Annotated in this window: 16 protein-coding genes; 3 read left to right on the forward strand and 13 right to left on the reverse strand. The window is 68.0% G+C overall.

Features of this window, described 5'->3' with window-relative positions; all coding sequences use genetic code 11:
* Window positions 1-35 precede the first annotated feature (35 nt).
* The 5 genes from JOE43_RS08940 to JOE43_RS08960 form a co-directional block, all read right to left on the reverse strand.
* On the reverse strand, window positions 36-848 hold the full coding sequence (locus tag JOE43_RS08940) for a glycosyltransferase family 2 protein (RefSeq protein ID WP_209517136.1): 813 nt from the start codon (window positions 846-848) through the stop codon (window positions 36-38).
* A complete protein-coding gene (locus tag JOE43_RS08945; protein WP_209517138.1) occupies window positions 845-1,840 on the reverse strand; it encodes a glycosyltransferase family 4 protein in 996 nt (331 codons plus the stop codon). Before JOE43_RS08945 ends, JOE43_RS08940 begins: the two co-directional genes overlap by 4 nt.
* Before the next feature lie 109 nt (window positions 1,841-1,949).
* On the reverse strand, window positions 1,950-3,029 hold the full coding sequence (locus tag JOE43_RS08950) for a glycosyltransferase family 4 protein (RefSeq protein ID WP_209517140.1): 1,080 nt from the start codon (window positions 3,027-3,029) through the stop codon (window positions 1,950-1,952).
* Entirely contained in the window at window positions 3,026-4,126 is a 1,101-nt protein-coding gene (locus tag JOE43_RS08955; protein ID WP_209517142.1) for a glycosyltransferase family 4 protein, read from the reverse strand. Before JOE43_RS08955 ends, JOE43_RS08950 begins: the two co-directional genes overlap by 4 nt.
* Window positions 4,127-4,206: 80 nt before the next feature.
* Window positions 4,207-5,301, reverse strand: a complete 1,095-nt coding sequence (locus JOE43_RS08960; RefSeq protein ID WP_209517144.1) for a glycosyltransferase — start codon at window positions 5,299-5,301, stop codon at window positions 4,207-4,209.
* 196 nt (window positions 5,302-5,497) lie between these two features.
* On the opposite strand from JOE43_RS08960, the gene JOE43_RS08965 reads away from it, so the two are divergent.
* Together JOE43_RS08965 and JOE43_RS08970 are read left to right on the forward strand one after the other, a co-directional pair.
* Window positions 5,498-7,243: a DUF4012 domain-containing protein gene (locus JOE43_RS08965; RefSeq protein WP_209517146.1), complete on the forward strand. Its 1,746-nt coding sequence runs from the start codon at window positions 5,498-5,500 to the stop codon at window positions 7,241-7,243.
* Window positions 7,244-7,301: 58 nt separating this feature from the next.
* A complete protein-coding gene (locus JOE43_RS08970; protein WP_192045522.1) occupies window positions 7,302-7,835 on the forward strand; it encodes a hypothetical protein in 534 nt (177 codons plus the stop codon).
* A 459-nt stretch (window positions 7,836-8,294) separates the two neighbouring features.
* Here the strand turns inward: JOE43_RS08970 and JOE43_RS08975 are convergent, their stop codons facing one another.
* From JOE43_RS08975 to JOE43_RS08990, 4 genes are all read right to left on the reverse strand, one after another.
* Window positions 8,295-9,500 carry an oligosaccharide flippase family protein gene (locus JOE43_RS08975; RefSeq protein WP_209517148.1) on the reverse strand — a complete coding sequence of 402 codons (1,206 nt, stop codon included), beginning with the start codon at window positions 9,498-9,500 and terminating at the stop codon, window positions 8,295-8,297.
* A 197-nt stretch (window positions 9,501-9,697) separates the two neighbouring features.
* Window positions 9,698-10,906: an acyltransferase gene (locus JOE43_RS08980; protein ID WP_280921584.1), complete on the reverse strand. Its 1,209-nt coding sequence runs from the start codon at window positions 10,904-10,906 to the stop codon at window positions 9,698-9,700.
* A 100-nt stretch (window positions 10,907-11,006) separates the two neighbouring features.
* Window positions 11,007-11,648: a glycosyltransferase family 4 protein gene (locus JOE43_RS08985; RefSeq protein WP_209517152.1), complete on the reverse strand. Its 642-nt coding sequence runs from the start codon at window positions 11,646-11,648 to the stop codon at window positions 11,007-11,009.
* 843 nt (window positions 11,649-12,491) lie between these two features.
* A complete protein-coding gene (locus tag JOE43_RS08990; RefSeq protein ID WP_209517154.1) occupies window positions 12,492-13,382 on the reverse strand; it encodes a VanZ family protein in 891 nt (296 codons plus the stop codon).
* Window positions 13,383-13,482: 100 nt separating this feature from the next.
* Between JOE43_RS08990 and JOE43_RS08995 the strand changes: the two genes are divergently transcribed.
* A complete protein-coding gene (locus JOE43_RS08995; protein WP_209517156.1) occupies window positions 13,483-15,003 on the forward strand; it encodes an MFS transporter in 1,521 nt (506 codons plus the stop codon).
* A gap of 82 nt (window positions 15,004-15,085) precedes the next feature.
* On the opposite strand, the gene JOE43_RS09000 is transcribed toward JOE43_RS08995, so the two are convergent.
* The 4 genes from JOE43_RS09000 to aroA all read right to left on the reverse strand — a co-directional run bounded on the left by JOE43_RS09000 (window position 15,086) and on the right by aroA (window position 19,147).
* Window positions 15,086-15,238: a hypothetical protein gene (locus JOE43_RS09000; RefSeq protein ID WP_209517158.1), complete on the reverse strand. Its 153-nt coding sequence runs from the start codon at window positions 15,236-15,238 to the stop codon at window positions 15,086-15,088.
* Window positions 15,239-15,528: 290 nt separating this feature from the next.
* A complete protein-coding gene (locus tag JOE43_RS09005) occupies window positions 15,529-16,353 on the reverse strand; it encodes an inositol monophosphatase family protein (protein WP_307803301.1) in 825 nt (274 codons plus the stop codon).
* 243 nt (window positions 16,354-16,596) lie between these two features.
* A complete protein-coding gene (rsgA, locus tag JOE43_RS09010; RefSeq protein WP_167258889.1) occupies window positions 16,597-17,724 on the reverse strand; it encodes a ribosome small subunit-dependent GTPase A in 1,128 nt (375 codons plus the stop codon).
* 7 nt (window positions 17,725-17,731) lie between these two features.
* Window positions 17,732-19,147 (reverse strand): 3-phosphoshikimate 1-carboxyvinyltransferase, encoded by a 1,416-nt coding sequence (gene aroA, locus JOE43_RS09015; RefSeq protein ID WP_209517160.1) that lies wholly within the window; start codon window positions 19,145-19,147, stop codon window positions 17,732-17,734.
* Between the last annotated feature and the right edge of the window lie 68 nt (window positions 19,148-19,215).

The following is a 19,215-nucleotide window of genomic DNA, read 5'->3' on the forward strand; positions in this document are numbered from 1 at the left end:
TTGTTCTTGTGCTCGACGTGCGTGGAGCTGATCGTTCAACGGCCAACGAGCGTGTCGCGGACGAGTGCGAGGAGTATCCGGGGGATCGACGCGAGCCGCTTCACGCGCTCCCGAGCCGGAAGATCCGCATCGAGCGCTATCGCCCGGGCTACGTACAGTCTCTCCAACGTCCTCTCGCGAGAGCGAACGTGGGTCAGGTTCGCATCGTGCTCACGCCAAAAGCCTCGAGCTGAGTCAACGTGCACCACACTTCCCTGCGTTGCCAGGTGGTAGCCCAGCCAGTAGTCGTACATGCCGCCGGCTCTCGCCGGCAAGTCGATGGCTTTGAGCACGGTCGATCGGGTCAGGGTGGCAGGCCCCATGGGCACGGCGATCGTCGTCACCGACGCCGAGTGCCAGGAGGCGATGAGACCGGGCTCCAGATCCGCGAGTCCCCAGAGTCTCCAGGCGCTCTCGGTCCGGGCCGGGTCTTCGCTGCCGTCGGCTGTCGCCACACGAGCCCGCGAGAACGCGGCGACAGCCTCCGGGTGCTCGTCCAGGGCCGCGACGAGCAACTCCACGGTGTCATCCGCGAAGAAGTCGTCGTGGTTGAGGATGGCGATGGCGTCACCCGTGCTGAGGGCGATCCCGAGTCGGTGGTTCCGAGCTGGCCGGAGCGGATTACCGTTGCCGACGTACCTGAAGCGGTCGTCGTCCAGCGACTCGACGAGCCGACGGCAGGACTCTTCGTCCGCGTCGTCCAGAACGAGCACCTCGAGGTGGTCGTGGGTCTGTCGTCTGACGCTCTCGAGTGTCTCCGCGAGATAGTGGCCTTTATACGTGGCGACGATGACCGACACCTTCATCATGTGTGGTCTCCTTCGAAGTTGGTCTCATCGCCGACGAGGGCGTAGTCGAGGAGCTGGGCGCAGCGAGAATCGGTGAAGTCGAGGGCTCGAAGCCTTCCCGCCGCGCCGAGAGCAGGCAGGATCTCTGGGTCGATGACCAGACGGCGCATGGCGGCGGCTAGAGCAGCGGCGTCGCCAGGCTCGTGCAGCAGGCCGCTGACGCCGTCCTCGATGATCTCCGCGGGTCCACCGTCAGCGCTCGCGAGCACCGCCAGACCGTAGGCGAGTCCCTGGACAACGACCTGACCGAACGGCTCGGGACGAGTCGACGCATGAACGAGCACGTCATGAGACTCGAGGAGCGGCGCGACATCCTTCTGATGCGGCAGGAATGTCACGGAGAAGCGGGACGACTCAGCAGCGACTCGGAGAGCGTCACGATAGGACGAGGGCCCCATCACGTTGTCTCCGGCGATCGTCAACTCGATCTGCCCCGAGCCGACCTCCGGCCCCAGGAGCTGAAGGGCTTCCAAGATGACATGGATGCCCTTCCACTCGACCAGGCGGCTCAGGCTCAGGAGGCGGAGACGGGGCGATTCGACGCGCTCGACCTCGGGACTGGTGCCGCGGATCCCCGACGGTGAGTAGACGGGACGTCGCACGAGGTGCCTGTAGCGACTCGGGACGGTCGCGGCCGTCCACGCGCTGTTCGGGAGGATGTCTCGGACACCGAGGGAGAAGACCGCGGCCGTCAGGAGACGGCGCAGGATCGACAACGAACCAGCCGAGATGCCGTCATGGAGGATGACGACGTGGTCCTGTCCGCGGGGCTTGACCGCGGCGACCATGACAGCCGCGCGGAGCGTGTTCGACACGACGACACGGTCGCGGTTCCTGCGCAGGAGCCGGTGCAGGTGCACGGCCTGCTCGATGATGTTCAGCCGCCGAACGGGTGAGACGACGTCGGTGCCGGAATCGAAGGGGAGGTCGCCGACCCCAGGTTCGAGGAACACGAACCGCCAGTTGAGGCTGGTCTCCCGGGCCAGGCGTGGGAGCGCCAGCTCTGCCCCTCCTGGTTTCGAGGTGTGATCGACAAGGAGGACTGACCTGGGCTTGGGACGGTCAGGCGACACGCGAGCCTCCGTCCTTCGCGAGACGCAGGGCGCGAGGATAGATCTCCTCGATGAGACGGCCAGGAGACGCCAGCGTCGTGAGACGCTCCACCGCTGTTCGGCGCCCCGAGTCCTCAGGGCCTTCGATCGACGGCCCGCCCGACAGGCGCGCGGCGAGCGCGTCCGACAGATCGACGTCCGGACAGATCTGGAGGATGCCAGCCGGTTCGGTCAGGCTGCGCATGTACTCGCTGCCCGGGTTCGAGGATGCGATCACCGGCGTGCCCATCGACAGCGCTTCGTACGTGGGGATGCCGAAGCCCTCGTACAGGGAGGGGGCCACGAGTACCCACGAACGGCTGATGATCCGTAGGACGTCGGCGTCCGATGCTCCCGAGACGTGTCGCGTGCCCGCCGGCCAGGAGTGAGCGTCCGAGGAAGGCCCCACGACGGTGAGAACTATCTGGAGGCCCGTTCTCGCCCGGATCGCCTCGACGGCATCTGCGACGACAGCACCTCGTTTTCGTCCGGAGTAGGAACCGACGAAGACGACTGACGCCTCGTCGGTCTTCTGGACGCCCTCTGGTGCCTGCACGGCCGTCACCGGCGGCATGAAGTCCTCACACTCGAACTCCTCCACGGAGTCTGGGCCGATGCCGATCTTGACGTCAGCACGTAGCGAGGAGATCCTCTCGGTGACGGCGAGGACGTAGTGGTTGAGCTTGCGGAGACCCGTGGACGATCTCGCCTCGGCCAAGGACGACCCCAAGAACGTGCGCACGAGGGGCGCGCTGCGATGCGAGGCCAGGGCCCAGTCGTCTCCGAAGCTGTGGATGACGTCAGGGCGGGTCGCCGAGATCACCCGGCGCAGTCGGAGCGGGGAGCCGTAGAAGCGCCCGAGACGACCTGAGGGGCGGGGAATCATCCGCAGAGATGCACCGTCGAGTGGGGTGCCTCCGGCGAAGGTGACGATCGTGAGGTCGATGTCGGGGCGTGTCGCGAGGGCCGAGGCGAGGCGGTAGGCGTACCGGCCCACGCCGCCGACGTGACCCTCGTGGGGCCACTCGAGACAGATGAACGTGACCCTCATCGGACGGCGCGACCTGTAGCGACGGCCATCGATGAGTACAGGTCGTTGTGACGGTCGGCCACGTTGCGCCACGAGAAGGTCTCGGCGTGGGCTCGACAGTCGGCACCGGAGGGCCGCGAGCCTTCGAGGGCCGAGGTGAGCCGCTGCGCAAGGGCCTCGACCGAGTTGGACGGCACGATCAGGGACCGGTCGAGACCCACGACGGCGTCGGGGAGGCCACCACAGTCCGTGACGACGACAGGGCGGCCGACGGCGAGCGACTCCAGCGCGATCAGGCCGAACCCCTCGAGGGCCAGGGTCGGCACGACCGTGCAGGTGGCGGCACCGTAGGCGTGGCCCAGCGCCTCGTCGTCCAGTGTTCCGCGGAATGTGATCGAGTCACCGTGCTGGACGGACCGTGCGAGATCGTGTAGTTCCGTCTCGAACGTGCCCGTTCCGACGATGTGGAGTTCGGCCTCGGGAACACGAGCAGCGACGTCGGCCCACGCGCGGATCAGGACGTCGATGCCCATGCGTCGTTCGAGACGGCGGACGCAGAGCACGATCGGCTTAGACCCGGTCGGGTCAGGGCGGAGGCTGAAACGCTCCAGATCGACCCCCGGCGCGAGGATGCTTATCTTGCTGGCATCGACATGGTAGTCATTCGCTAGCACGTCCTTGAAGGACTCTGAGAGGACGATGTAGTGGTCGGCGCCTCGGTAACGAAGGCGTTCGAAGATCCGCTTGGCTGCAGCCGAGGTTCGGGACCCGCCTGCCGCAAGGCTCTCCGCGGCCCAGGGGCCTTGGAAGTGGACCACTTCGAGAGGACTGCCCCGATATGCCCGCTTCCGCGCACCGTACAACGCGAAGTGCCGGTCGACCACGTCGGCCTGCTCGTCGCCCAGGATCCGTCGAGAGGCAGCGACACGGGTTCGTGTCCCGCCTCCGATGGGCCCCCACGAATGCGCACCGCTGACAGGGGGCGGGGTCCCGAACGATGAAGCGTGCACTGCGACGTCGTCTCTCATCGACAGGGCACCGAACAGATCCGTGAAGTACCGGTTCAGGCCTCCGCTCCTGCTCCCGAACCATTCAGATCCGGACATGTCTATGCGCACGCTGGCGGCTCCTCGGGGTCGGGGTCGGGTTCTGGTGGGGTGGTCAGATCGGAGGGCAATGTGATGCTTCGGACCCGGATTCACTCGTCGATCCAGCCTGCGATGCGTCGTCGGAACACCGCTTCGTCGAACTGCCAGGCACGCGCGACGGAATCTTCAGCACGCACCGTGCCGACACGATCCACAGCCTGGCGCATGTGATGAGCGTCGAAGACGTCGAGGAGCACTCCCGTCACCCCATCGACGACCGTCTCGGCAGCCCCGCCGACCGAGCTGGCGATCACTGCCGCACCCGTAGCCATCGCCTCGACAGGCATGATCCCGAAGTCCTCGACGGCTGGGAACACGTAGGCGAGGCACCGTCTGTACAGTTCCCGGAGCAATGCGTGCGAGGGCGATCTCACGATGTGGACGGTGCCCGGCTCCCTGCGCGCGATGAGCTCGAACTGTGAGAGGAGGGGACCGTCGCCGGCGAGGACCACAGGCACGTCGGTAGCACGGCCCATCTCGACGACGAGGTCCAGGCGCTTGTAGGGAATGAACCGCGACGCGCCCAGCAGGAACGTCTCGGGCAGAGACGCAAGGGTCTCTTCCTCGTGTTCGGAGAGGTCGCCGTCATCCGCCGCGAAGCGCGCGACCTCGACTGGCGGATAGATGACCTGGCTGTCGCGGCGCCAGGAGTCCTTGAGTCGATCCTGGACGAAATGGCTGATGGAGGCGATCGACTTGGCCTCTTGAGCGCGGGCCCTGTCGATCCGCTTCAGCGGGGGCACAGCAAGCCGTACGAGGGCGGACTGGCCTCGGCTGTCGAGCTCGGGGTGCCAGATGTAGCGGGCAGACGTGTAGGCGTAGACGTATTTGTCGACGTGCCGACTCGGTCCGGAGAATCGCGCATGATGAGAGAAGAGGTGCGAACTGCAGAGGATCCACTCGGAGTCGTCATGACCCAGATGTCGCCACGTCGTGGGCATGAACGGAAGCGCGGCGCCCTTGTGTCGCCTCAGAGGCGTCCTCGCAAGCCAGGTCTCCGACACCCGATCGCTCTCGAAGCGCCGCGGTGCGTCGTTCCAGAGAGCTCTGATCGACGCATCCGGGTACAGGCGAGCTAGCTGTTCGACGACCTTCTCTGCCCCGCCGTGGGGCTCGAGCCATTCATGGACGATGACGCCACTCAAGCTGCCCCCAGTTGATCGTGCTTCAGCTATTGGCGAGAAACCTAGCAGCACGAGGGGTCCTCTCCGTGCCTTGCCGACGCTGGTCGCCGGCGCGCGCAGGTCTCGCTGAAGGTCTGAGGTCGTCTGATTGAATGAGCGCATGTCAGCCAGTCACGCCGGGCGTCCGCGCTATCGCTCGACCCGGCGGACGCTCCGCGTGGTGCTCTTGGTCGTCGGAGTGCTCGTGATCTTGACGGTGGCATGGGTAGGGATAAGGGGCTACCTCGCGTCACGGCACCTCCAGGCGGCCGCCGGGCTCGCTCAGGACGTCCAGGCCCAGGTCCTGGACAACGACGGTGCGGCAGCTCTCGCCACAGCCGCTCAGCTGGGGGACGAGGTGCACGCCGCTCGCGACCTCACTGGTGACCCGGTGTGGCGGCTCATCGAGGGCCTCCCCGTCGTGGGTGACGACCTGAGCGCCGTTCGGCAGGTCTCGGACATCCTCTCCGCCGTTGCTGATGATGCCATCACGCCCGTTGCCGGGATCGCCAACAGCGTGAGCATCGATTCGTTCAAGCCGGTCGACGGTGCCATCGACCTTGCTCCTCTCATCGAGGCCCGGCCAGCGGTGACACGCGCCGACGCCACCCTCGACTCGCAGCTCTCGATCGCGGAGGGCATCGACACGACTCATGCTGTGGGTCAGGTCCGGGAGGCCGTCGGCCAAGTCGTGGACGTCCTACGTCGGGCCAGCGGTCAGGTGGACGTCGTCGCCCGCGCCGTCGACCTCGCTCCAGCGATGATGGGGGCCGACGGGCCACGGGACTACCTCGTCCTGTTCCAGAACAACGCCGAACTGCGAGCGACAGGGGGCATCCCGGGGGCGGTCGCCCTCCTGCACGTCGAAGGTGGAAAGCTCAGCCTGGTGCAGCAGGCATCATCGAGCGACTTCCCACGGGCAGACTCGCCCGTGCTGCCCCTTCCGGCAGAGACCCGGGGGCTCTACGGCGACATCACTGGTCAGTACATCCAGGACGTCAACCTCACTCCGCAGTTCCCTCTCAGTGCACAGTTGGCGAGCGAGATGTGGAGACGCGAGTTCGGCACCACCGTCGACGGTGTGCTGTCGATGGATCCCGTTGCGCTCAGTTACCTGATGACGGCGACTGGCCCGATCACCCTTCCTACTGGTGACGTCCTCACCTCGGACAACGTCGTGTCCTTGCTCTTGAGCGAGGCGTATTCCCGCTACGACGATCCGGTGCAGCAGGACCTGTTCTTCGCGGGGACCGCGTCGGGGGTCTTCTCAGCGGTAGCGTCGGGTGCCCTGGAACCTCAGGCGTTGGTCGCGGCACTGGCTCGAGCCGGTGACGAGCGACGCATCTATCTGTGGAGTGCAGACCCTGGCGAGCAGGCCCGCCTCGCCGAGACGAGCCTCGCTGGAGAACTGCCGGCGAGCACCCCCACTCGTCCGGGCTTCGGTGTCTATCTGAACGACGGCACCGGCGCCAAGATGGACTACTACCTGGGAGCCGAGTTCGGGGTCGGGAATTCTGTGTGCCGACAGGACGGCCGATCGACCTACGTCGTTGAGGTCACGCTGCGGAACAATGCACCGGCCGACGCTGCGTCGTCGCTGCCGCCCTACGTCACCGGTGGCGGGAACTTCGGTGTGGAGGCCGGCCTGATCAGCACCAACGTCGCCGTCTATGCCCCCAGTGAGGGGGTGTTCATGGAGGCCACGGTCGACGGCCAACCGGCCGCACCCCAGACGGCCATGGACTCGGGGCGCTCGGTCGTGCAGCTACAGACCACGCTCTCACCAGGGCAAAGTACGACGATCAAGATGTCGTTCCTCGGCGGGGAATCCACGACTGGCGCCGCGCGCCTGGAGACGACCCCGATTGTTAACCTTCCGGAAACACAGCACGTAAGCGTTGCCTGTGAATCTCCGCTAACCTGAGCCTGCGTCTCATTCCGCAGGGGAAGTCACTGGGGCGCCTATCCACTTAGGGGAACCCATGAAGAAGATCATCGCCGCAGCTCTGCTCGTGGTCGCCGGCGTTTTCGCTGGTCCGGCTGCTGCCCAGGCTTACGTCCCGTCCACCAGTGTCACGGTGCAGGGCAACGTCGCCGCCGGCGGAACCATCAACGTCACCATCGTCAACGGTTCGTTCATCGCTGGCGAGAACGTCAGCTTCGCCGTCACCGGTGAGGGTCGCGTCACGCTGGCCGCCGTCGAGACCACCACCCTCGTCAAGACCGCCGACGCCAACGGCTCGGCTCGCGTCGCCGTCACGCTCCCGACCACGGCTCGTGGCTCCTACGCGCTGACCGCGACCGGCCTCACCTCGGGCAACGTGGCCACCGCCGCCCTGACCGTGGTCGCCGCTGATGGCACCCCCGCCGCTGGCTCGAACAACGCCGGTGGCCTCGCCTTCACGGGTTCGACCGTCCCGACGCTCGTCATCTGGGCTGCCGCCGGCGCCCTGATGCTCGGCATCGCGCTGATGGTCGTCGTCACGCTGCAGCGCCGCGCGCGCAACAACGCGTAACAACAGATCCTCCTGAAGGCCCCGAGCTCCGGCTCGGGGCCTTCTTGCGTGCGCAGATGACCGCAGCCGTTGATATTCAGATCGGCCGAGATATCGGGCCGGTCGCCCCGGCCTGAATGCTGGAGCGCCCACAGTCCGAATTGGAGCCTCAGGCCGCCCATCCGGAGCCAGTGCCGAGTCTGCGCGCCAGACGAGCTGCACGCTGTCTCGAAGGACCAAGGACCAAGGACCAAGGACCAAGGACAAAGGACCAAGGGCCAAGGGCCAAGGGCCAAGGGCCAAGGGCCAAGGGCCAATGACGAATGACCAAGGGCCGGGTCGAGGGCTCGACGGGCTCGGGTCTGGTGATGGGGGCGAAAGCACCCCGGTTCCGCTCGAGACACGGGAATCCGTGTCAGGGCGCCACCTGACGAGGAGGACCAGCCCCGGTCATGGAGGCTCGACGAGCCTGGTGATGCTTCAGGCTTTCTGCCTGCTCAGCACGGACCAGGCGGAGAGGCGTGCGACGGAGAAGACGAACATCGCCGCCGCCATCGTGAGTCCGCTGAGCGCGTTGCCGACGGCAAGCGTCGTCACTAGCCCAGCGAGGACGACGATCCCGACGACGGAGGCGACGACGAGGTGGCCAGCTGCCTCACGAGCCGAGTCGGCCAGTACTCTCAGGGACCACTGGTCCGCGATGACCTGGGTGGCGACGAGGACGATGACGACAGGAGTCAACCCGTCGAAGGTCGGCCCGAACAAGGCTCGTCCGAAGAAGAAGACGACCACGACGATGGCAGAACCGGAAAGCAACGAGCAAGTGATGCCGATGAGCGTTCGACGCCTCATGAAGACCTTGCTGTCGTCTGCGCTGAGACCTGCGAACTTCGAGTAGGCAAGGGAGTTCAGGGCTGCGGTCAGGCCAGCGGATGCGGTAGCGCATGTCACCGCCAGGGAGTAGACGCCCAGGACGGAGGCCTGAGTGAGAGCGGACAGCGCAACCTGGTCGCCCCGGCCCCCTACTGCGTCCAGAGCGCTCGTGGCCCAGTACTTGAGGCTGAAGTTCCACGGGACAGGAGCGGGAGCGCTACCTCGGATCAGTATCACTGCGAACAGACAGCCGAGGACGGTTGAGAGCACCTGCCCGCCGAGCATGATGACGTATGCCGATCTCAGGGTGAGAGCTCCGAGAAAGTACGTGACGATGATCGTGCTGGCTGGCAGGACGAGGACCGCTGCCCTTGTGAGGTTGTAACGGACGATCTTGTTCTTGAGCAACAGCAGCTCGACGCCCACCTGCCCGAAACCAGACCCCACCAGGACGACGGCGCTGACTCGAATACCGAGAGCTACCCTGTCGTCTCCGTTAGCGACCAGGTCGGCCGTCCCGACAGCGAGGGCTGCGCTCAGGACGCCGAGGGCCAAGGTGGCCACGACGCCGGCACCAGATATCTGGTCCCGTTTGACGCTCTGGAGGGCCAGTCCGCGCGGCAGGCCCAGGAAGCTCACCCATGAGAGAAGCTGCAATGTCACGAAAGCGGCAGCGAGCACTCCTCGACCGTCAGCGCCTACAGTTCGTGCCAGGAGCGGAGCGGAGACGAGGCTGAGCGCGGTGCCGCCGTATGTGATGCCTGCAGTCTGGACCAATGCACGAAGGTCTCTGCCACGGAGGAACTCAAGCACGCGATGCATCCTCGGGGGATTCGATTCTGGGCCCACGCGGCATCGGCATCCATCTCTGAACGTCGTGCGCGGGAGTTCGGGCGGGGACGAAGGGCGGCGGCGTCCGCGAACATCCATCTCATCCGCCACCATCGTTACGGGTCTGGGCCATGAACGACTACCGAGGGCAACTCTAGACGAGGTGTCTTCTCAGCTTGTCACCCTGCGTGAGGTGTGCCTTTTTGTGCGGGTTGGGTCACTCGACTGGCGGGGCCAGAGGCGATGAGAAAATGATGCACTCTTCGGGACAGCTTGTGGGACGGCCCCTCTACTGCTTTGAAAAACGCGTAGGCAACGGCCAGCGACACCGGTACTGCGAGCATCAATGTCCATGCCTTGCTGCCCGCGGGGAGCAGCTCTGAGATGGCTACCACGATGGGCTCATGCACCAGGTAAAGGCTGAAGGAGATCCCTCCGAGGAATAAGACGAGACGGCTCTCGAGCGCTCTCTTGAACGTCGGCATGACGATCGCCAGGGCGACGAGCAGCCCAGCTCCGACTACTTCCAGGACAGCGGCGAGACGAAATATGCCTCGACCTGAGATCAAGGACAAAGTCCAATACGAGGTCGTGAGGAACACTGCGCCCACGAACAAGCCAGCCCACGTTATGGCCGGTCTCTTCAAAAGGTCGATCAGTGCGCCGAGGCGTCTCAGCCGCTCCAGGTGGGGGGCCATGATGGCCCCTATGAAGAACAATGGCAGGAACTGCAGGGCAGTTACGTTCAGCGCAGTGCCTGCAGCGACCGCGAGAAGCGACGCTGCAACAACTACATGCCACAGATGCTGAAATTTGACGGCCACAAGCACGACGAGGGGGAGAAGGACCGAGAAGATCACTTCCCAGCGAAGCGACCAGAGGGCGCTGTTGATCCCGGACGTACCCGTCACTAGAACGGCGTCGCGCAGGACGCTTGGCCCGGTGACAATTTCGTCGTGACCCTTGACCCACGAGGAGTCTCCCACGCCGAATTCTCTAGGCACGGAGGTCATCAGTAGTACTGCGACTCCGATGGAAGCCCAAACCGGCAAGTAGAGGCGCAGTAGACGGCTCGGGTAGTAAGCAACCCAGGAAAAGGCTGGGCTTTTCATGACCGACGCTGTCAGTACGAGGCCGCTGAGGATGAAGAAGACGTAAACAGCCTCTCGTCCAGCCCAGACGACATGGAGCGGAGAGTAGGTGAGCCAAGCTATGGATGGAGCTGCCCGTATCCCGTCATACGGAGCTGCGAACGCGGGAATGACGAGCAATGAGTGGTGAATGACGACGACCATGGCGGCAAGTCCACGAAGTCCATCGAGCGACCGATCGCGACGGGGCAAACGCGCCGCGTTCGCTTGATCAACCGGGCGGCTTACGCTCTGCATGTTCGCAAGGTTAGCTCACGTCCTACTAGACGCTGCGCTCCGCAAGTTCGCTGCCCTAGTCCCGACGGGCTAGCCGTCAGCTGAGTTCTCTCAGGCCTTGTCAGCGTCCGTTGGAGGTCATGACCTGGACGAGCTCAGCGTCGAGAAGGCTGACGCAGGTCGTGTCGGAGAAGCTCGCTGCGGCTCGTGCCCCTGCTGTCCCTAGGAGCTTCCGCGTGGCCGGTTGCTTCAAGAGCAGGGAGATAGACGCCGCGAGACTCCGGGGGTCACCAGGTTCATGCAACAACCCTGTTTCCCCGTCCCGAATGAGTTCGTCGGGTCCGCCTCCTCGACTGGCCAAGACAGGCAGCCCGTGGCTGAGGCCTTGGACGATCACCTGACCGAACGGTTCTGGACGTATAGATGCGTGCACGAGGACGTCGTGTTGAGTTAGAAGGGTATCGACGTCGAGCTGGTGCGGGAGGAAGACCACCACGAATGGGAGCGCGGCAGCCGCTGATCGGAGGCGCTCGACGTACGCCTCGCTACCCATCAGAGCGTCGCCAGCGATGGTTAGTTCGATACTGCTTGACGAGGTGTCGGCGGTGAGAAGGGATAGGGCCTCGAGGATGACGTGAATGCCCTTCCACTCCACAACACGACTCAGGCTGAGCAACCGCAGCGGGATGTCCGGGAGATCGTCAGGGGCTTGGGTGACGACGTCGGCTGGTGTCCCCGACGGGGAAAAGACCGGTGCGCTCACCCGTTCACGAAAGCGGGAAGGGACCGACCGGCCAGTCCAGACGCTGTTGGGCAAGATCTTCGTGACCCGAGAGAACGCAAAGCGACTAGCCAGCCGTTTTCCCAAGGACAGGGAATCTGAAGAGACCCCGTCGCGCAGGAGCTGGACGTGTACTTGGTGTCGCGACTGTAGCGCCGCGACAAGTACGGCGGCCCGCAGCGTATTTGACGCTATGACGTCCCCAGGATGTTCGCGAAGCAGGCGCCTCAGGAAGAACATCTGAGCCAGCGGGCCTTGTTGTTTCTTCGGAGCGACAACTACCACGCCATCGTCGAAGGGCAGAGCGTTAGTCAGCGGTTCGAGGAATGCGAACTGCCACGAAAGCCGACTATGACGTGCAATGCGGGGAAGTGCGAGCTCTGCTCCCCCCGGCTGGCTCGTGTGGTCGATAAGAATCACACTGGTGGGCTCATGCGGCTCTGCACGGCGTGGCGTGGAAACGACGGTTCTTCTCCTTCTCCATCTCTTCAGCGTGTATGCGATGGTACGCGCTGGACATCAAACGAATCGACCTTGACGAGAACGAGGAACATGGAGGTCTGAGCCGACGGTGACCAACATCGTGTGCTCAGGGCCGCGCCCCACTTGAGGTTGGCGAGGGGGTCCAGCCCGACCAAGCTGACAGAACGCATCTGTGTCGCTGCCAAGACTGTCAGCTCTCATCCCCTTTGGTTGACAACGGGCCAGGCCTCGCGTTCTCGGGATCGCATGTCGGGTCCTGGTAGCGCTGCGGGCGCGATGACTTGAAAGGAATGATCGTGGGATCGGCTAGCGTCGGCTCAGTACGAGTGATCGCGAACGCGGCTATGGCTGTCCGTGCCGAGCAACGACGTGTCCGAGCATGATCACTCCCAGCAGGGCGCCGAGCAGTGCGCCCGTCGAGTTCGCGAGCAGGTCGTCCAGCGAGGCGAAGCGGTCGGGGAGGAAGAGCAGCTGGCCGAGCTCGACGCTGCCGCTGATCACGAACCCTGCCACGGCACCCCCCCACCAGCGGCGCGGGCCGACTAGCAGCACCACGATCAGCCCGACCGGCACGAAGAAGACGATGTTGGCCGTGAACTCGACGGCGCTGTAGCTCATCCACGCGGGGAAGCCGACGGTGTGCAGCCGGTCGAGCAGCCGCACGAGCAGGGGAGTCACTCCGCTGTCGACCGGCCTCGACGTGAAGGCGACGAGCGCCACGAACGCGCCGTAGCCGAGCGCGGACCGGACCGCGATGCGTCGCGTCGCGGGGCCGGGCGTTCCGGCGGGGTGAGCGCCCAGCAGGGGGCGGAGCGCGGCGCTGATCAGGGAACCGAGCGCGAGCCCGACCGCGACGGCCACCGTCAGGGAGGTGAGGCGGGCGCGGACCGGCACCGCGCCTCCCGCAGTCGCCGCCGTCAGCGCCACGATCGCCACGACCCCCAGCACGGCGGCGAGGCGCAGCAGCGCCCGTCGCCGACGGAGGCCCGTGGCGACGTCGGCCAGGGGGAGGAGTGGTGCGAGCGCCAGCGCGATCGCGGCCACCTGCGTGTAGCCGTCCGACATGGTGAGCAGGCCGATCGGCCGCGTCGAGGCGAGCACGTCGGCCCAGGTCGACCGCGCCACCTCGGCGACGGCCGGGACGAGGGCGACGGACGACCCGACGAGGGCGAGCACGACGAGCCAGGCCGAGAGCAGACGGGCCGCGGTCGTCCGCAGCCGTCGCGTCGTCATCCGGCCCACGGTAGCGGTGTCCGCCTGCGACCGCGCCGGGGAGCGCCGCGCCTCGACGGCGGGGCAGCAGCGACCGACAGGTGTAAGACAGGAGCATCCCATGACGAACGCATCCGACTCCTCCTCTGTCCGCGACTCCGACGGAGCGCCCGCGGCCTCCGACCCCTCGGGGCAGGTCACCGACAGCCAGAAGTGGCAGGCGTTCGGCGTCTGCGTCGGCGTCGCAGCCCTCACCATCCTCGACCTGTCGAAGGTCAACGTCGGCCTGCCGAGCATCGAGGCCTCGCTCGGCGCCGGGCCGACCGCCCTGCAGCTGATCGTCGCCGGCTACGCCCTCGCCTTCGGCCTCTCGCTCGTGCCCTCCGGCCGCCTCGGCGACCTCAAGTCGCGCCGCCTCATGTTCGTCATCGGGCTCAGCGCGTTCACGATCGCGAGCATCCTCTGCGCCCTCGCGCCGAGCATCGAGCTGCTCGTGGTCGCCCGCATCCTCCAGGGGGTCGCCGCCGGCATCCAGATGCCCCAGGTGCTGGGGCTCGTGCAGCAGCTCTTCCAGGGCAAGGAGCGCGGTCGCGCCTTCGGGCTCTTCGGTGCCGTCATCGGCATCTCGACCGCCTTCGGCCCGACCCTCGGCGGCCTCCTCATCGCGATCGGCGGCGACCAGGACGGCTGGCGCCTGCTGTTCTGGATGAACGTGCCCCTCGGCATCGTCGCCATCGTCTTCGCCCTCAAGCTGCTGCCGCGGGCGACGACCGCCCCGAGCGGCCACAACGAGCTCGACCTCGTCGGCATCGTGCTGCTCGGCCTCACCATCCTCACGCTGATGCTGCCGTTCGTGCTGACCACCGGCCAGGGCGACGAGCCCCTGCGCTGGCTCTTCCTGATCGGGTTCGTCGGCTTCGGCGCCGCCTTCGTCGCCTGGGAGCAGCGCTACAAGGCCCGCGGCAAGTCGCCCGTCGTGCACTTCTCGCTGTTCTCGCTCGCGTCGTACCGCAACGGCACCCTCATCGCGACGGTGTACTTCTGCGCGCTGCCCGCCACCTTCCTCCTCACCACGCTCTACCTGCAGCAGGGGCTCGGCCTCGAGCCCGTCTACGCCGGCATGGTGACGATCCCGTTCGCCCTCACATCAGCCGTCGCCGCGTTCTACGGCGGACGCATCGTCGACAAGTACGGCCGCAGCCTCGTGGTGCTCGGCCTCTCGCTCGTCGCTGGCGGCTTCGTGCTGCTGCTGCTCGCCGCGGTGCTCACCCCGCAGGAGATCACGCCCTACGCCATGGGCGCCGGCATGCTCGTCGCCGGCGCGGGCGGCGGCTTCGTCATCTCGCCCAACCAGACCCTGACCCTGGCGGAGGTGCCGGTCGAGATGGGCGGCGTCGCCGGCTCCATGGGCCAGGTCGGTCAGCGTGCCGGCACCGCCATCGGCACGGCGGCTGCCGTGTCGACCTTCTACTCGGTCATCGCCGGCGCCGGCTCCGACGCCTCGCTCGACGTCTACCACGCGGCCTACCGCAGCGGCTTCTTCGTCACCATCGCCCTCGTGGCGGTCGCGCTCGTGCTGGCGCTGCTCGACCTGCGGGCCCGCAAGCAGGGGCGCGTGGGGGAGGCGGCCAGCGCCTCCTGAGGTCTGCTGCGCCAGGTGCGGTGCGACGTGCCCGCGACGGTGCCTCGGCGCCGAGCGTCGCGGGGCCCCGCCGGGCGGCGAGTCAGACGGTCGCGGGCGAGGACGCCAGCGCGGCCACGAGCCACGCCGTGATGTCGACGTCGTGCGTCGCGGGGAGGTCGACGGCGGCCGGGTCGACGGCGCTGACGGTGCTGCTCGAGGGGGAGACGACGGAGGCGGCGGTGACGACGGGCATGAGGGGCTCCTTCACGAGGCGGTGACGTCGCCGCGGGCGGCGCCCCCGGCGTTGACGGAGCCCCCGCGGCCCGCCCTCAGGGCAGGCGAGCCGCGGGGCCCCTGGTGCGCCGGCCCGTCCGTGGACAGGACCCCTCCGGGGTGCGGCGTCGACCTGCGGCCAGTCAAGCGGTCGCCGCGACGCACGGCATCACCCCGGGGGATGGGACTGCCGAGGCGCGAGCTAGTCCGGAGGGATGAGGCTGGCCGCCGGGTGGCGATGTCCCGGTGACGACGGCTGGCTGGAGCTGCTCAGCCCGCGACGACCCCGAGCACCCCGTCGTGCAGCAGCCCGTTCGTCGCGAGGGCGCTGCCGTGCCACGGGCCCGGCCGGCCGTCGGCGCTCGAGAACCGGCCCCCCGCTTCCTCGACGATCGGGATGACCGCCGCCATGTCGTACGGCTCGAGCCCGAACTCGCCCGCCACGTCGACGCTGCCCTCGGCGACGAGCATGTACGACCAGAACTCGCCGTACGCCCGCGTGCGCCAGACCCGCCCGGTGAGGTCGAGCAGCTGGTCGAGTCGACCAGCGTCGCGCCAGTACTCGAGGCCGTTGTAGCTCAGCGACGCGTCGGCGAGGTCGCTCACCCCCGACACCCGCAGGGGAGCGGCACCGTGCTCGGACGAGAACGCCCCGCCGCCCCGCGTCGCCCACCAGCGCCGCCCGAGGATCGGCGCGCTCACCACCCCGAGCACCGGCACCCCGTCGACGACGAGCGAGATCAGCGTGGCCCACACCGGCACCCCGCGCAGGAAGTTCGCCGTGCCGTCGATCGGGTCGACGATCCACTGGCGGTGCGAGGCGCCGTCGTCGCCGTACTCCTCGCCGAAGAACGTGTCGCCGGGGCGCTCGGCCTCGATGCCGGCCCGGATCGCTCGCTCGACGGCCTGGTCGGCGTCGGTCACGGGCGTGCGATCGGGCTTCAGCGACACGTGCAGGTCGGCCGAGCGGTAGCGCTCGGTGCTGATCGCGTCGGCCGCGTCGGCCAGCTGCAGCGCCAGCCGCAGGTCGTCGGCCCACTCGGCCGACCCGCTCGGGTCGGCAGCGGACGAGGAGTCGCGGGTCGAGTCGGTCACCCCGCCAGCGTACCGAGCGCGGTCGGCCGGCACCGCGCCTCCGGCTGGCCCGTCCTGCACGGCCCGCACCGCGCCTCCTCACCCCCTCTCTGCAGTAAATGCCGACAGAACGAGAGCGATGAGCCTCAGAACAGGTGCTTTTCCGGGTCTCAGACCCGCACCGGTCGGCATTTGCAGCCAGCAGCCCCCGGGCAGCCCGGTGCCCAGGCACTCGGTGGGCCGCTACCCCGAGACGCGCCGGGGCTACGGCTGCTCGTCGCCGCGGGCGTCGTCGTCGCGCGCGGCCTGGTCGCGGCCGCTCACCCCGCCCTTCGAGGCGAGCAGCGTCTGCAGCGACCGGAGCCGCTCGCGCCCGGTCTCGCCGAGCTCGCCGGCCTCGACGCGGTCGACGATCTCCCAGTCGTGCGCCTCGGCGAGGGGGATCCCGTCGGGCGCGGGCCCGTCGGCGGGCAGCGCGTGCGCCGCGAACGCCTTGAGGATGTTCTCGGGGTCGACGTGGCCGAGGCCGAACGACCGCACGCCGGGGGTGTCGACGATCCAGCCGCCGCTCGGCACCTTGAACGACACGGTCGAAGACGACGTGTGCCGCCCGCGCCCCGTGACCGCGTTCACGACGCCGACCTCGCGCTGCGAACCGGTCAGCGCGTTCACGAGCGTCGACTTGCCGACGCCGGAGTGCCCCACCGTCACCGTCACGTGGCCGTCGAGCAGCTCGCGCAGCTCGTCGAGCACGGGCGACGGCGAGCCGTCGGGCAGCGGGTCGAACGACGTGGAGGTGGTCGTCACGATCCGCAGGTCGAGGCACGCGAAGTGCGCGGCGAACGGCGCCGGGTCGGCGAGGTCGGTCTTCGTGATGCAGAGGATCGGCTCGACGCCCGCGTCGAACGCCGCGACCATGTAGCGGTCGACGAGACGGGGGCGCGGCTCGGGGTCGGCCGCGGCGACGACGATCAGCATCTGGTCGGCGTTCGCGACGATCACGCGCTCGACGGCGTCGCTGTCGTCGGCGCTGCGCCGCAGCAGGGTCGTGCGCTCCTGCACCTTCACGATGCGGGCGAGCGAGCCCTCGGCCCCGCTCGTGTCGCCGACGACGCCGACGCGGTCGCCCGTCACCACGCTCTTCTTGCCGAGCTCGCGGGCCCGGGCGGTCGTGATCTCGCGCTCGTCGGGGGTGCCCGCGTCCATCAGCACGCCGTAGCGGCCGCGGTCGACCGTCCAGACGACGCCCTCCTCGGCCTGGTCGTAGGCCGGGCGCTGCTTCGTGCGCGGGCGGTTGGCCTTGGGGTTCGGGCGCACGCGCACCGAGCTCTCATCGTACTCGCCGTACGCCTCGTCGTCCGCGTCGCCCTCGACGTCGCTCCACCAGCTCATGCCGGGCCTACAGGAAGCCGAGAAGGTCGATGTCGGCGGGCCGCTCGCTGACGCGGCGACCGAGCAGGTCGCTCCACAGCTCGGTGAACTGCGGCAGCGTCTTCGCCGTCACGCGCACGTCGTCGACCTCGACGCCGTCGACCGCGAGGCCGATGATCGCGGCGGCCGTCGCCATGCGGTGGTCCTCGAACGAGCGCCACTGGCCGGCGTGCAGGGGGGAGGGCTCGAGGTGCAGCCCGTCGTCGAGCTCGGTCACCCGGCCGCCGAGGGCGTTGATCTCGCTCGCGAGGGCCGCGAGGCGGTCGGTCTCGTGGCCGCGGAGGTGGCCGATGCCGGTGATCGTGCTCGGCCCGGAGGCCAGGGCGGCGAGGGCGACCAGCGCGGGCGCGAGCTCGCCGCCGCGCGAGAGGTCGACGTCGACGCCGGGCAGCGAGCCGCCGCCGATCAGGCCGTCGCCGCCGTCGACCGTGAGCACGTCGCCCTCGAGCGTGACCGTCGCGCCCCAGAGGGGCAGCAGCTCGATCAGGTCGGCGCCGACCTGCGTCGTCTCGGCGGGCCAGTGGGCGATCGAGACCGTGCCGCCCGCGACGAGCGCCGCGACCAGGAAGGGCGCCGCGTTCGACAGGTCGGGCTCGATGACGAGGTCGCGGCCGGCGATCGGGCCCGCGGGCACCTCCCAGACGCCGGCCGACGGCGAGGTCACCTCGACGCCGCGCTGCGCGAGGGCGTCGACCGTCATCTCGATGTGGGGCATGCTCGGCAGGCTCTCGCCGGTGTGCGTCAGGGTGAGGCCCCGCGAGAAGCGCGGGGCCGAGAGCAGCAGCCCCGACACGAACTGGCTGGAGGCGGACGCGTCGATCTGCACCGCGCCTCCCTCGACCTCGCCGGTGCCGTAGAAGCTGAACGGCAGCGAGCCGCGGCCGTCGTCGGCCACCTCGACGCCGAGCGCCCGCAGCGACGCGACCGTGGTCGCCATCGGGCGGCGCCGGGCCGACTCGTCGCCGTCGAACGTGACGGGGCCGAGGGCCAGCGCCGCGACCGGGGGCAGGAAGCGCATGACGGTGCCGGCCAGGCCGCAGTCGACGGTGACCCCGCCCTGCAGCTCGCCGGGGGTGATCTCGAGGTCGGGGCCGAACGGCTCGCCCGACTCGATCTCGTCGATCGTCGTGCCGAGCGACCGCAGCGCCTGGATCATCAGCGCGGTGTCGCGCGAGTGCAGCGGCGCCCGCAGGCGGGAGGGGCCGGAGGCGAGGGCGGAGAGCACGAGCTCGCGGTTGGTGAGCGACTTCGACCCGGGCAGCGAGAGGGAGGCACGGAGCGGCCCGGCCGCCCGCGGCGCGACCCAGCGCCCCGGGTCCGCCTCGGGCACGCGGCCGTCGTCGTAGGGGGAGAACTCGGGCGCGGAATACCTGTACACCTGCATCGGTTCACCAGGGTAATGCAGCGACGACCTGGAGGACGTGTGCCCACAGCACTTGCACCGATGACGCT

The sequence above is a fragment of the Frigoribacterium sp. PvP121 genome (assembly GCF_017833115.1).
GTDB classification, from domain to species: Bacteria; Actinomycetota; Actinomycetes; order Actinomycetales; family Microbacteriaceae; genus Frigoribacterium; species Frigoribacterium endophyticum.